We start from the raw sequence: 14,563 nt of genomic DNA on the forward strand, positions 1-14,563 counted from the left end.
AAAAAAACTGTGGCATATCTCTACTCCCCTTCCATGATCTTATGGCCGAGTTTATCCCTTTTTGTCCGGAGGTATTTTTCATTATGCGGATTGGCCTTTATTTTGATGGGAACAGACTCAACGATTTCGAGGCCATAACCAACCAGTCCGGCGCGTTTTTTCGGATTATTACTGATTAACCTGATCTTGGTAATATTCAGGTGGCGAAGAATCTGGGCACCAACGCCATAATCCCGTTTATCCATCGGGAATCCCAGGTGGAGATTGGCTTCAACAGTATCCATTCCTTCCTCTTGCAATTTATATGCCCTTAACTTATTCATCAGGCCAATTCCCCGGCCTTCCTGGTTCATATATAAAACCACCCCTTTCCCGGCAGCTTCCACCATTTCAAGGGCTTTATGCAATTGTTCACCACAGTCGCAACGTAGGGATGCCAGTATATCACCGGTAAAACAGGAAGAATGCACCCTAACCAGGATCGGCTCGTCTTTTTCCCATTCGCCCTTTACAAGGGCCATATGTTCATTCTGCGTATGTTTTTCCCGGAAAGCGACCATCTTGAAATGACCATATTTCGTAGGCATATCTACAAGCACAACTTCTTCAATCAGGGAGTCTCTTTTAAGGCGGAATTCTATAAGGTCCTTGATGGAGATCAGTTTCATGCCGAATTTTCTGGCAAGGATTTCCAATTGGGGCAGTCGGGCCATTGTTCCGTCTTCATTCAATATTTCTACAAGGACCCCTGCCGGTTCTAATCCGGCCAAACGGGCCAGGTCTATTGAAGCTTCTGTATGTCCGGCTCTTCTGAGAACACCCCCCTTTTTTGCCCTGAGCGGGAAAATATGTCCCGGGCGGCCCAGGTCATCAGGCCTCGTTGCCGGATCTATTAATGCCTGAACAGTTTTTGCACGGTCATGTGCAGAAATTCCTGTAGTACAACCATGACCTAATAAATCTACTGATACGGTGAAAGCAGTTTCATGCAAAGCAGTATTGCTGTTAACCATCATTTCCAGGTGGAGTTCATCGCAGCGGTCTTCAACGAGCGTGGCGCAGATCAAACCCCGGCCTTCCTTACTCATGAAATTGATCACTTCGGGAGTAACATGTCTTGCGGCAATGACAAAATCACCTTCATTTTCACGGTCTTCGTCATCTACCACAATTACCATTTTACCGTTCCGAATATCATCCAGTGCAGATTCAATACTATCCAGCATAAAGAATATTTGTACAAAACTAACAATTATTAGCCGGGGATGTTCGGAACAAGTCCTTGTTCCGGTTAAGCCTTCCCACAGGCCCAGTCCAGGAACAACGGCATCGCTTTGGACCATGTGGCAATGTCGTGTCGCCCATCAGCAAGTTCCAGGTAAACGATATCCTTTTCTGTATTATAGCCTTTTTTATCCAACTCTGCAATAAGATCAAGCGTATCATCAATAGAGTCGATTATACCATTATTGTTGCGGTCATTGGTTTCATCGAGCGTTCCGGTTACGAAAAAGAATTTCAGCCAGGGAGCGTAACTGCCCTTGCGCACGAGCTCATGCATAATCCGGTGTATATCATCATTATATTCCGGATCGTCCTGGTCAATAGTACGCCACCAAAGTGACCCGGAAAAGACTCCGACTTTAGTAAACTCATGGGGATGGGCCCAAACAATATCAAGTGCACTTAGCCCGCCCAGTGAAAAACCAGCAAACCATTTTTCCCTGAATTCAGGAATAGCCAGCCTTTGCCTGACAAGGGGAAGCAATTCTTCAAATATAAATAAGGTATATGCTTCAGCTTTATTTCCCCGGCCAAGGTAATCAGGGATACCAGCTGTGCCGTATTCCATTTTCCTTTGTTCGCCGGCATGAATAGCGACGCAAACAAACTGGCCAGGGGAATTTTTCCGCAAGGATTCATCCAGCATGGCCTTCAAACCAAGCTCTTCCATGTTCTGACCGTCATTAATTAAAAGCAAAGCAGGAAGATTTGCAGCAGATAGTTGTAAAGGCAGATATATATCAGCTCTTACCTTACGTCCAAGATGGTTGGATACTATCTCCAATGCAAGAGTGTCAATACTATTTGTTTTCTCAAGGCACATCGTGTCCGTCATATCTGTTCTATCGCTTAGTCAGGTGAATGCCGGAAATTACATGTTTTTGTTGAAAAAATGGCGCAGGAATTCATTCTGTCCTAATCTTAACTTGAACAAATAATAGTATATTGAAAACAGTTAGTAATCATTAAACTGTTGCAAAGACTATGAAAAAAATAGGTATTCTATTTGGCCAGGAACGCAGTTTTCCGATGGCCTTTATTGAGCGGATAAATAGTAAAAACATAGAAGGGATATCAGCGGAAGCGGTTCGGATTGATAAAGTAATGCAAGGTGAACCTACCGAGTATTCGGTAATAGTTGACCGCATTTCACAAGACGTTCCCTTTTACCGTGCATACCTGAAAAATGCCGCGCTATGTGGAACCGCAGTCATCAACAATCCATTCTGGTGGAGTGCAGATGAAAAATTTTTCAATAATTGCCTGGCCACAAAAATTGGCGTTCCGGTACCAAAGACAGTAATTCTCCCCTCACGTGATCATCCAGCAGATACTTCAGACCAGTCTTTTAGTAACCTTGCATACCCGCTCGATTGGGAAGGCATTTTTAAATATGTTGGATTCCCTGCATATATGAAACCATTTGCCGGCGGCGGATGGAAAAATGTTTACAAATTGACCAGTATGGACGATTTCTTTGAGAAGCACAATGAAACCGGAGAACTGGTAATGTTGCTGCAGGAAGAAATTGTATTTGATGAATATTACCGCTGCTATTGTATTGGAGGGAAGCATGTGCGCATTATGCCTTATGAGCCACGCAACCCGCATCACCTCCGTTACCAGGCTGATTTCGCACCAAGTGCAGAACGCCTGCAACAAATGGAGGAAATTGTTTTACGCATCAATCACTACCTGGGTTATGATTTTAATACGGTGGAACTGGCATTGAGAGATGGTATTCCCTATGCAATCGATTTCTGCAACCCCGCACCAGATGCTGAAATAAAGAGTGTTGGCGAAGACAATTTCGCATGGGTAGTAGAAACTGCTGCTAATTATGCCATTGAAAAAGCCCTGGCCTTCAATCCCGGAGCCGACAATTTAACCTGGGGCGAATACATTAAACGCAGTGCAGCTAAAACAAAATTGATATAGAAAAGGTGAGCGATTCACCATTCACCCAAAAAAGCTTGCTTATGAGTGCCATCAATTACCAACAATTCACCCTTGGTATTGAAGAAGAATACATGGTGATTGATCCGCAGACCCGCGAACTGAAAAGTCATGAACAGCGTATTGTGCTGGAGGGCCAGAAGATCATCAAAGACAAAGTAAAAGCCGAAATGCACCAGGCCGTGGTTGAAGTTGGCACAGATATTTGCAAGAATATTGATGAGGCCCTTCATGATGTGGCTACCCTTCGAAGGACCATTTCTCAGGTTGCCCATGAACTGGGTTTCGCCATGGGGGCATCAGGAACGCACCCGTTCAGCCATTGGGAAAGCCAATTGATAACAGACCATGTCCGGTATAGTGAAATAGTGAATGAATTACAGGAAGCAGCCAGAAGCAACCTGATTTTCGGATTGCATGTACATGTGGGCATGGAAAATCGCGAAATGGCCAACCATATCGCTAACAGTACCAGGTATTTCCTGCCGCATATTTATGCACTAAGCAGCAACTCCCCATTTTGGGAAGGACGCCAAACAGGGTACAAATCCTTCCGGACTAAAGTATTCGACAAGTTCCCGCGTACAGGTATACCTGAATATTTCGCCACTATTGAAGACTATGATAATTATGTAAAAATGCTGGTGAAAACCAACTGTATTGATAATGCCAAAAAGATCTGGTGGGATCTTAGGGTGCATCCTTTCTTCAACACAGTTGAATTCAGGATCTGCGATGTTCCGATGACAACCCATGAAACCATCATCATTGCAGCCCTGTTTCAGGCTATTTGTGCCAAGATCTATAAGTTGCGGACACAGAACATGAATTATATACAGTATTCCCGTGCACTGATCAACGAAAATAAATGGCGGGCCAGCCGTTATGGTATTGACGGCCGGTTAATTGATTTTGGAAAAGAAGAGGAAGTGAATACCCGCGTATTAATTTATGAACTGCTCGACTTTGTTGATGATGTGGTGGATGAATTGGGAAGCAGGCATATCCTTTCGCTGGTACCCAACTTGCTGGAAACCGGCACCGGCGCAGACAGGCAGCTGAAGGTTTATAATGAAACAAACAGCATGGTAGCTGTTGTTGACTACATTAAAGACCAGTTCCTTTATGGCATCTGAGCAAAAAACAGCTATGTACGCAAACTTCATAAATAAAATTCCTGTTTGGATTATACTGGTGCTGTTATTAGGATGCAATTCAAAACATCCGGCAGATCTGCTGGTGCACAATGCAAGTATCTATAGTGTAGACAGCAGCTTTACTGTTTATGAAGCCATGGCAATTAAAGACGGCAAAATAATTGCCATGGGAAAAAATGCCTCATTATTATCGGACTATGACGCAAAAGAAATAGTTGACGCCGAAGGCAAATACATTTACCCCGGATTTATTGATGCCCATTGTCATTTTCTGGAATACGGACTTGGTCTGCAAACTGCAGACCTGGTAGGTACGGAAAGCTGGGAAGCTATTATTGATACACTCAAATCTTTTGCTTCCCGTCATAATGAAGGATGGCTGATTGGCCGGGGCTGGGACCAGAATGATTGGCCGAAAAAAGAATTCCCTACAAATCAACAATTGAATGAATTATTTCCCGACCGCCCGGTTTTGCTATCACGTGTAGATGGTCATGCTGCCATTGCAAATAATAAGGCACTCGAACTGGCGGGTATTAAAGCAGGCGAAAGCTTAACCGGTGGTGAAATTGAAGTGAAAAACGGGAGGCTGACCGGCATATTAATCGATAATGCTGTGAACCAGGTATATGCAAATATGCCATCACCCTCCCAATCACAATTGAAAGCTGCTTTATTAGATGCCCAGGCAAATTGTTTTTCCATGGGATTAACAACAGTGGATGACTGCGGATTGGATTATCCCCAGGTATTATTCATGGACAGCCTTCAAAAAACAGGTGAACTTAAAATGCGGGTTTATGCTATGCTGGCCGATGCCAGGATAAATTATGAATTTTTATTACCCAAAGGCAAAATTAAAACGGACCGTATGAATGTACGATCCTTTAAAGTTTATGCTGATGGTGCATTGGGTTCAAGAGGGGCTTGCCTATTGCAACCCTACAGCGACAAGCCGGGACACCTGGGCTTTTTGCTAAACAACACAAACCATTATGATTCCGTGGCAGCCGTGCTTATGAAAAATAATTACCAGATGTGCACACATGCTATTGGTGACAGTGGTAACCGGACAATTTTGAAAGTATATGCGAAATACCTGAAGGGTAAAAATGATCTGCGTTGGAGGATAGAGCATGCACAGGTCGTTAATCCTGCTGATTTCGGCCTTTTCGGCCAAAATTCCATCATTCCCTCGGTTCAGCCAACGCATGCTACTTCAGATATGTATTGGGCAGGCGTTCGATTGGGAAAGGAAAGAGAAAAAGGGGCATATGCCTACCAGCAACTTCTTAAAGAAAATGGATGGATTGCGCTGGGGACTGATTTTCCTGTCGAAGATATCTCACCATTCAAAACATTTTATGCCGCAGTGGTTCGCAAAGATGCCAAAGGCTTTCCACAGGAAGGATACCAGATGGAAAATGCATTAACCCGCCAGCAGACCCTTCGCGGAATGACCATATGGGCAGCAAAAAGCAATTTTGAGGAAGGAGAAAAAGGTAGTCTCGAAACCGGTAAATTGGCCGACTTCGTAATCCTCGACAAAGACCTTATGAAAATCCCGGCCACAGAATTATTATCCGTAAAGGTTATCCAGAATTACCTTGGGGGCGAAAAGGTATTTTCACGGTAAATAAGCGATATTACCCCAATTTTCACCCGCCGGGTAATACCCGGCGGGTGAAAATGCGAAAAATTGTAATTTTGCGGCATGGAAGGGGCGAATAAAATGATCAGGGTAGCAATTCTAGACCTCTATGAAGGCGTTGAAAATCAGGGAATGCGGTGTATACGGGAAATACTTAACCTGTATTCAGCGGAGAACCAGCTAGACCTGCATTGGGATGAATTTGAAGTAAGGATCCAGAAAAAAGTACCTGATCTGTCTTATGACCTATATATCTCCAGCGGAGGGCCAGGATCCCCTTTGGATAGTGAGGGCAGCGAATGGGAAAAAGTTTATTTTGACTGGCTTTCTTCGGTTGAAGCGTATAATCAAAGATCAATTGATCACCGGAAAAAATACGTTTTCTTCATTTGCCACTCCTACCAGCTGGCCTGCCGTCATTATAAGGTGGGCAAGGTTGCAAAAAGAAAATCCACCGCATTTGGGGTATTTCCGATACATATGTTACCAGGTGCACAGAAAGAGGTGGTTTTCCAAAATCTGAAAGATCCTTTTTACTCGGTAGACAGTCGCGATTACCAGGTAATTGAACCCGACCATTCCCTCATCAGGCAAATGGGTGCAAAAATACTGGCCATTGAAAAGGAACGCCCGCATGTTCCATTTGAAAGAGCAATGATGGCTATACGCTTTAATGATTTCATGGTGGGTACGCAGTTTCATCCTGAAGCTGATCCTGTTGGCATGAGTATGTACCTGCAGCGTGAAGACAAAAAGAAAACGGTTATTGATAATCATGGTGCCGCCAAATGGGCAAGCATGATTGAACACCTGAATGATCCTGATAAAATCCGTTGGACCTATTCTCAGGTGCTTCCCAATTTTATTACAGACTCCATTTCAAAACTCAGGGAGAATTAAACAACTGTTATTGCATTTACTTTTGACTTTTTCTTACCTTCCGCTAAAGCCTGATACATGGTTGCAGCATTAAGGGAAGCATTCAATAATTCTTTTACACCTGAACGATATGAACAATTTCTGAAAGAATTAAACAGCTGTCATGAAGGAGCTATTGAATTCAGGGTTGCTGAAACGCCAATATTCGTCAATAAGGAATTTACCCAAAAAATACTGGATGCCTGCGAAGCAATTGTTGATGTTATTACAGACCCGGATTTTAAAAAACTAACTGACAGAAGTATACCTAAAGGCGAAAATGTGCCCCATGAAAATAATCATGCGCATATGATTGCCTTCGATTTCGGCATTTGCACCAATGCATCTGACGAACTGGAGCCGCAACTAATAGAAATGCAGGGATTCCCTACCCTATTTGGATTCCAGGTATTTTACCCTGATATTGTCCGGAAACATTTTGACATACCAGAAAATTACACCCAATACCTGGGCGGTTATACGCGCGATACTTACCTTGCTGATTTCCGTGAACTATTATTAGGCCCTTATTCAGCCAAGGAAGTTATACTGCTTGAAATAAAACCAGAAAAACAAAAAACCCGGATAGATTTTTACTGTACTCAGGACTATACGGGGATTAAACCAGTGTGCATTACAGAGCTTATACAGGAAGGGAATCAGGTTTATTACATGGACAACGGTGTAAAAACAAGGATCAGGCGCATATATAATCGAGTTATATTTGATGACCTTCACGCTCAAAAAGACGATCTGGGGAATTTTGTAGATATCACCCAGGACCTTGATGTTGAATGGGTACCACACCCCAATTGGTTCTACAGGATCAGCAAATTCACTTTACCGTTAATCAGGCACCCTTATATCCCTGCGACTTATTTTTTAAACGAATTGAAGCAGGTGCCGGCTGATCTGGAAAATTATGTACTCAAACCTCTTTTTTCATTTGCCGGACAAGGCGTCGTAATTGATATATTACCTGAAGACATTCTCGGAATTAAAGATCCGGAAAACTGGATACTACAGAAAAAAGTAAAATATGCAGATGTAATACCGACACCGGATATCCCTGCAAAAGCTGAAATACGGATAATGTATATCTGGAAGGATGATTGGGAAAGACCAAAGCCGGCTATTAACCTTGCCCGTTTAAGCAAGGGAAAAATGATAGGTGTAAGGTACAATAAAGACAAAGAATGGGTAGGCGGCAGTGTGTGTTTTTTTGAACAGCCGAAAAATCAAACCGATGCAACACATAAATGATATTCCATCTCGGGAGTTCCTTCCCGGATTATCCGGTAAAATGCTTCATGGAGAAATGAGTACCCTGGGAATATGGGAAATAAAAAAGGGCAGCATCATTCCGGAACACAAGCATGAAAACGAGCAAATCACTTATGTACTCGAAGGCGAACTACAAATGACCATCGGCGGTATAACCTCTGTGTTCACTGCAGGATGCGTACAGGTAATCCCGCCAAATATCCCACACAGCGCAGTTGCATTGACCGACTGCAGGGCTATTGACTCCTGGACCCCTGTACGCGAAGCATATCGCTGATCATCGAGGCTAATCTGCTTTGTTTTTCATTAGCATCAGAATCGAATAAGCTCCCCTGGTAACAAATTCAGAAGTACCAAGCGTGCTGCCTTCCGGGATTTTTATTTCTGTGAAGCCATTTTCACTTTCACCAACGGAAACTTCAACCATCTCAAACTTGTCATTTCCCTTAGCCCTGTAAATGAATTGCTTACCGCCGTAACTGACCACCGCATCGTCCGGCAACGCTAATGCCTTATTATTTTTTACATCAATCTCGGCATTCATATAAGTACCGGGAACAAGGCTTTTATCATAAGTTTCAAAATGGCAATGTACATCTGTATTCCTTTCCGGCGACAAGTCCTTACCAATTAACAGAATTTCACAGGGATGCTTTTCATCAGGCCGGTTATTGGTATATGCAACAAGTTTCTGGCCGATAAATAATTTATCGAGATCCCTTTCAAATACTTTCAGGGCCAAATGGATGTCAGTAGGATTAATCAATTCAAACATCACTTCAGTCGGGGCAATATATTTACCAATATTCACATTCACCCGGGATACAAATCCATTTATAGGTGAATAAATATTCACACTCCTTGAAATGTTCAATTCACTCAACCGGTCAATATTAATGCCCGCAAGTTTCAATTTTTCAGCCAGAGATGCTATCAATACAAGCTGACTTTTGTATTCAGCCTCTGACTGCTGGAAAACTTTGTCACTGCTCGCCCGCGTCTGGTTCAAATCTTTCTGCCGGTTATATTCATTTTCCAGGTAACTGATCTTCGCTTTCGCTGTAAGATAGTCTTGCTGCAATTGGATGTACTGCTGGTCTTCCATCACAGCTATAACTTCACCTCTTTTAACATGCATGCCCGGCAATAACTTGGTGGATTTCAGGTAACCGCCCAAAGGCACACTAACCGAAACCATATTCTGAGGAGGTACATCAATTTTGCCATTTACTTTCAGGATGGTGGAAATTATTTTTTGCTGAAGCTTACCCGTTGTCAATCCCGCATTTTTAATTTGCGCTTCTGTAAGCGTAATGTTTTTATCATCTGCCCGGGCTTCACCCGTTTCGTCAGAATTTTGTTTACCACCACAGGCGGAAAATAATATAATTAAAGAACCAAGGAATATAATCTGTTTCATACTATACTTATTTATTATTATTCCCTGCTAAAAGAGTTTGGACGCACTCAATTCGCAGAAAAATAGTTTAACTGGATGATTGATTCGTTTAAATTCTTAACAGCTTCAACATAATCATTGGTAAGGGTTGTTGCCTGGTTAACCAACAATACCCATTCGAGATAATTAATATTCCCACTGGCTAACTGCTGATTAGCTGTTTCTGTAATCAACCGCGCATTTTTCAAAGCCGTATCTTCATAATACCGGACAGCATGAAGATGCTTTTTATATTGGGAAAAGGCCATTTCATAATCAGTTTTCATTGCCTGCAGGCTTGCCGCATAATTGCCTTCCGCGACCAGCCGGTTAAACTTCGAACCATTAATTTTTGCCTTTTGCGCACTTGCAAAAATCGGGACACCCAAGCCAACCTGGAAAGAATTAAATCGCCTGGAACTGTTATAATATTTATCATCGGCACCTATACCCACGAAACTGGCATTATTATAACCGAAAGATAAATCCGGCAATAACTTACTTCTTTCCAATTGATAATTTGCTTCCGCAACTTTTTGTTGTTGCTGCATCATTTGAAGAAAAGGGTGACTCACTAAAACACTGGTATCCGGAACTGCGGAAAACTCCATTTTAAACTTAATGTCAGCAGGAAGAAAATTAATTACAGTATTCAGCAGCAATTGAAACTGCAGTTGCAAAATGGCAGAATCCTGGCGAACCTGTTCCATCTGCAGTTTTATTTGGCCCAATTGCGCTTCCGCACTTGTCTTTTCAAGGATATTAGATTCCCCTTTTTCAAACCTCAAAGATGCCCTGCTGTAGAAATCACTATAAAGGCTGTCAACATACTGCATCAGCCTTGCTTTTTGCCTAAGGTAAACAATACCATAGTATACCTGGGAAACCTGCTTTTTCAGCAGGGACTCCTTAACAGCAACACTGAACAAACTACTTTGCCATTCCTGTTGCAATAACTCTTTTTGTCTGGTATAAACTTTCGGGAAACTAAACGATTGCGATATACCAAATTTAGTATCCGTATAAATACTGTTTATCTGCCCGAACTCCCCAAACAAATTTGCCTGGGGAACTACAGCATTCGATTTGATAAGCAATTGCTGGTATTGCGCCTTCAGCTGTTCATTCTTTACCTGCAAATTATTTTTTAGCGCAGTATCAATAGCAGCTTTCAGAGAAATTGGGGTTTGTGCTTCTGAGCTGTTTGCAAAGGATAAACAAAGCACAATAACTGAAGCCACCTTGACGGGCAATTTTCCTTTCTTACCTTTTTTAAAGCCTCCTTCAAAAGTCATATACAGTACAGGAAGAACAAACAAGGTCAGAAATGTGGCGATAAGCAATCCACCTATAACCACTGTGGCCAATGGCCTTTGCACTTCTGCCCCGGCGCCATTACTGACTGCCATCGGGAAAAATCCAAGGGAAGCAACAAATGCTGTCATCAATACTGGCCTCAGCCTGACTTTTGTTCCCATAATCACTATTCTTTTCAAATCAGTTAAACCGTCTTTTTTAAGGCGGTTAAATTCGGCAATAAGTACAATTCCATTCAATACGGCTACACCAAAAAGTGCAATAAACCCGACTCCTGCGCTTATACTGAAAGGCATGCCTCTCAGTGAAAGGAAAATAATCCCTCCAATCGCAGACAATGGAATGGCTGAGTAAATCAGCAGGCCCTGCTTAATGGAATTAAAAGCAAAATAGAGTAACAGGAAAATCAATAACAGGGAAACTGGCACGGCAATGAGCAGCCTCTGTTTTGCAGCATTCAGGTTTTCAAACGCCCCGCCATAAGTAACATAATAACCAGCAGGGAATTTTATTTGTTTATCTACTTTTGACTGTAAATCGGTTACTATGCTCTGAACGTCACGGCCCCTGACATTAAAGCCAACCACAATCCTTCGCTTCGCGTCTTCACGCTGTATTTGGTTGGGTCCGTCTTTAACCTGTACATCTGCCAGCTGATACAATGGCACCTGGGTACCATTCGGTGTTGGGATCAGGAGGTTCTGAACATCCTTAACATCTTTCTTGAGTTCTCCGCTCAGCCTAACCACTACATCAAACCGCTTTTCCCCTTCAAACAACATACCGCTGCTCTGGCCCGCAAAAGCGGTATTCAAAACCTTGTTAATATCACTGATATTCAGCCCAAATTGGGCTATGGCATTCCTGTTATACCTTACAATAACCTGCGGCATTCCCGCCACCGCTTCCACATAAAGGTTTTTAGCGCCATCTACGGTATTAATTATACTTCCCAACCTGCTGGCATATAAAGCAAGCGTATCGAGGTCGTCACCAAATATTTTACATACTACGTCCTGCCGCGCACCAGTCATCAATTCGTTAAACCGCATCTGAACTGGGAATTGAAAACCAGCCGTTACACCTGGAATTACTTTTAAGGCAGTACCCATTTTTTCACTCAGGTCGTTAAATGTTTTTGCTGAAGTCCATTCCTCTTTTGGCTTTAATATTACCATCATATCGCTGGCATCCATTGGCATTGGATCCGTTGGCACTTCACCACTGCCAATTTTTGTAACCACTTTCTCAACTTCAGGAAACCGGGTTAGTAATATATGTGCAGCCTGTTGTGTATTTCTGATGGTTGTATTCAGGCTGCTGCCTGTCAACACCCTTGTATCGACGGCAAAATCACCTTCTTCCAAAGCCGGGATAAATTCACCACCCAGGGTAGAAAGTATATAAACAGCCCCTACAAAAAAAGCAATAACTGATAACAAAACAGTTTTAGGGTAACCAACGACTTTATTTAAAGCAGACTGGTAAATCCGCTCAATGTTCGCCATTAATTTATCGGAAAGATTTTGCTTGTGTTTTAAGGTTTTACTCAGGAAAATGGAGCTCATCATAGGAATATAAGTCAGCGATAACAGGAATGCACCTAATAAAGCGAATGCCACTGTTTGGGCCATTGGTTTAAACATTTTCCCCTCAATTCCCTGCAAAGTAAAAATCGGCAGGTAAACCACAAGGATAATGATCTGTCCAAAGACAGCACTATTCATCATTTTGCTGGCTGAATGATTTACTTCTTCATCCATCTGTGGCTGTGTAAGCGAGTGCACACCAGTGAACTTCTTGCTATGTGACAACTGGTGCATGACAGCTTCAACAATAATTACAGCGCCATCTACTATAAGTCCAAAATCCAATGCCCCCAAACTCATCAGGTTACCACTTACCCCAAACAGGTTCATCATGATCACGGCAAATAACATTGCCAGTGGAATCACGGACGCAACTAATAATCCAGCCCTGAAATTCCCAAGGAACAAAACCAGGACAAAAACCACTATCAGTGCGCCTTCCATTAAATTCTTCTCAACAGTACCAATAGCATTATTAACCATTTTGGTACGGTCAAGAAAAGGTTCTATTACCACTCCTTCCGGGAGGGTTTTCTGGATTTGCGCAATTCGCTGTTTTACGTTTTTTATCACTTCACTGCTGTTGGCACCTTTTAGCATCATTACAACAGCCCCGGCCACCTCGCCCTTATCATTATAGCACATTGCACCATACCTCGTTGCAAAACCAATTTTAATATCTGCGACATCTCTTACAAACAGCGGCGATCCACCGGAAGTGGTTTTGATAATAATATTATTGATGTCGTCAATACTGCCTAATAATCCTTCACTTCGTATATACAAAACTGTTGGCCCCTTTTCAATATATGCTCCGCCAATATTCTGGTTATTGCTTTCCAGTGCCTTGAAAATATCGGTAATAGTAATATTATAGGATAGCAATTTATTAGGGTCAACTTCTATCGAATATTGTTTCAGTTTGCCCCCGAAACTGCTTACTTCAGCAACCCCTTTCACGCCCAGAAGCTGCCGTCTGACAATCCAGTCCTGGATAGTCCTGAGTTCTGTCTCATTGTATTTATCCTGGTAACCCTCCATGGGTCGCACAACATACTGGTAAATTTCGCCCAATCCAGTGCTTACAGGCCCAAGCTCCGGAGTTCCTATGCCGGCGGGGATTTGCGTTTGTACTTTCTGTAACCGTTCCGCTACCTGTTGCCTTGCCCAGTAAACGTTGGTGGCATCATCAAAAACAATGGTAACCAATGACAGTCCAAACCGGGAAAAACTTCTCATTTCTTTTAATCCCGCTATATTATTATTAGCCTGTTCAATGGGAAAGGTTACCAGCCGTTCAATATCTGTTGCGCCAAAGGAAGGCGCAATAGTAATTACCTGTACCTGGTTATTGGTGATATCAGGAACCGCATCAATAGGCAACCTGGTAAAATCGTAACCACCATAACAGATCAGGGAGATTACAAATAAACCTATGATAAGTTTATTCCTTACAGAAAACTCAATGATTTTTGTAAGCATACTTTATTTTCTGGTAAATAATTTGTTTGGAAAACCCATGTACAGCAAATTAACCCTCCTTTCGGACAGGTAAGCCATACAATAATAATTTCTTAACAGGATTTTGGAGGCTGCCAGATAATGGAGAGATATGGGGGTAGAATAAACTGGTCGTCTATAATAAAGTTCTTCTTTTGCGGAAGATCTACCGGTTGAATTACTGAAAGTTCAACCGACAACGGAATAAATGCAGGTGCAGTAACTGAGATACAATCATTAGAAGTTTTAAACGGCAATTGCATGTCGCGGTCATAATCTTTATCCCTGGGACTGCCATGCAGGTAATGAATAGCCAGGAAATGCAAAAGTGAAATACTTTTATCCTCTTGGCGGTGTTCTTTGAAGTGTTCAAACACAACCGGTAGTTTTAATAATTGATGCGCTTCCGTTGTGGACAACAGGTAGACCGTTAAAAAGAATATGGTAATTACTTTTTTCAAAATCAATG

General features: G+C 42.4%; 11 protein-coding genes. 6 read left to right on the forward strand and 5 right to left on the reverse strand.

The window, feature by feature from the left end; genetic code table 11:
• Positions 1 to 20 precede the first annotated feature (20 nt).
• Both LAQ65_RS06270 and LAQ65_RS06275 read right to left on the reverse strand, forming a co-directional pair.
• Entirely contained in the window at positions 21 to 1,226 is a 1,206-nt protein-coding gene (locus LAQ65_RS06270; protein WP_224116090.1) for a bifunctional 3,4-dihydroxy-2-butanone-4-phosphate synthase/GTP cyclohydrolase II, read from the reverse strand.
• A gap of 65 nt (positions 1,227 to 1,291) precedes the next feature.
• The gene (locus tag LAQ65_RS06275; protein ID WP_224116091.1) at positions 1,292 to 2,119 is read right to left on the reverse strand and encodes an alpha/beta hydrolase; all 828 of its coding nucleotides are present in this window, start codon (positions 2,117 to 2,119) and stop codon (positions 1,292 to 1,294) included.
• Positions 2,120 to 2,268: 149 nt separating this feature from the next.
• Here LAQ65_RS06275 and LAQ65_RS06280 point away from each other — a divergent pair, with 149 nt between their 5' ends.
• The 6 genes from LAQ65_RS06280 to LAQ65_RS06305 all read left to right on the forward strand — a co-directional run bounded on the left by LAQ65_RS06280 (position 2,269) and on the right by LAQ65_RS06305 (position 8,527).
• The gene (locus LAQ65_RS06280; RefSeq protein ID WP_224116092.1) at positions 2,269 to 3,222 is read left to right on the forward strand and encodes an ATP-grasp domain-containing protein; all 954 of its coding nucleotides are present in this window, start codon (positions 2,269 to 2,271) and stop codon (positions 3,220 to 3,222) included.
• Positions 3,223 to 3,263: 41 nt separating this feature from the next.
• The gene (locus LAQ65_RS06285; RefSeq protein WP_224116093.1) at positions 3,264 to 4,376 is read left to right on the forward strand and encodes a carboxylate-amine ligase; all 1,113 of its coding nucleotides are present in this window, start codon (positions 3,264 to 3,266) and stop codon (positions 4,374 to 4,376) included.
• A 13-nt stretch (positions 4,377 to 4,389) separates the two neighbouring features.
• The gene (locus tag LAQ65_RS06290; protein ID WP_224116094.1) at positions 4,390 to 6,033 is read left to right on the forward strand and encodes an amidohydrolase; all 1,644 of its coding nucleotides are present in this window, start codon (positions 4,390 to 4,392) and stop codon (positions 6,031 to 6,033) included.
• A gap of 78 nt (positions 6,034 to 6,111) precedes the next feature.
• On the forward strand, positions 6,112 to 6,948 hold the full coding sequence (locus LAQ65_RS06295) for a type 1 glutamine amidotransferase (RefSeq protein WP_224116095.1): 837 nt from the start codon (positions 6,112 to 6,114) through the stop codon (positions 6,946 to 6,948).
• 57 nt (positions 6,949 to 7,005) lie between these two features.
• Entirely contained in the window at positions 7,006 to 8,229 is a 1,224-nt protein-coding gene (locus LAQ65_RS06300) for a hypothetical protein (RefSeq protein ID WP_224116096.1), read from the forward strand.
• A complete protein-coding gene (locus LAQ65_RS06305; protein WP_224116097.1) occupies positions 8,213 to 8,527 on the forward strand; it encodes a cupin domain-containing protein in 315 nt (104 codons plus the stop codon). The genes LAQ65_RS06300 and LAQ65_RS06305 overlap by 17 nt, the downstream gene beginning before the upstream one ends.
• A 9-nt stretch (positions 8,528 to 8,536) precedes the next feature.
• On the opposite strand, the gene LAQ65_RS06310 is transcribed toward LAQ65_RS06305, so the two are convergent.
• The 3 genes from LAQ65_RS06310 to LAQ65_RS06320 all read right to left on the reverse strand — a co-directional run bounded on the left by LAQ65_RS06310 (position 8,537) and on the right by LAQ65_RS06320 (position 14,555).
• Positions 8,537 to 9,670, reverse strand: a complete 1,134-nt coding sequence (locus tag LAQ65_RS06310) for an efflux RND transporter periplasmic adaptor subunit (protein ID WP_224116098.1) — start codon at positions 9,668 to 9,670, stop codon at positions 8,537 to 8,539.
• A gap of 47 nt (positions 9,671 to 9,717) precedes the next feature.
• Positions 9,718 to 14,076, reverse strand: a complete 4,359-nt coding sequence (locus tag LAQ65_RS06315; RefSeq protein ID WP_224116099.1) for a CusA/CzcA family heavy metal efflux RND transporter — start codon at positions 14,074 to 14,076, stop codon at positions 9,718 to 9,720.
• A 92-nt stretch (positions 14,077 to 14,168) separates the two neighbouring features.
• A complete protein-coding gene (locus tag LAQ65_RS06320; RefSeq protein ID WP_224116100.1) occupies positions 14,169 to 14,555 on the reverse strand; it encodes a hypothetical protein in 387 nt (128 codons plus the stop codon).
• Positions 14,556 to 14,563 lie beyond the last annotated feature (8 nt).

Source organism: Flavihumibacter profundi, assembly GCF_020076305.1.
GTDB lineage: Bacteria > Bacteroidota > Bacteroidia > Chitinophagales > Chitinophagaceae > Flavihumibacter > Flavihumibacter profundi.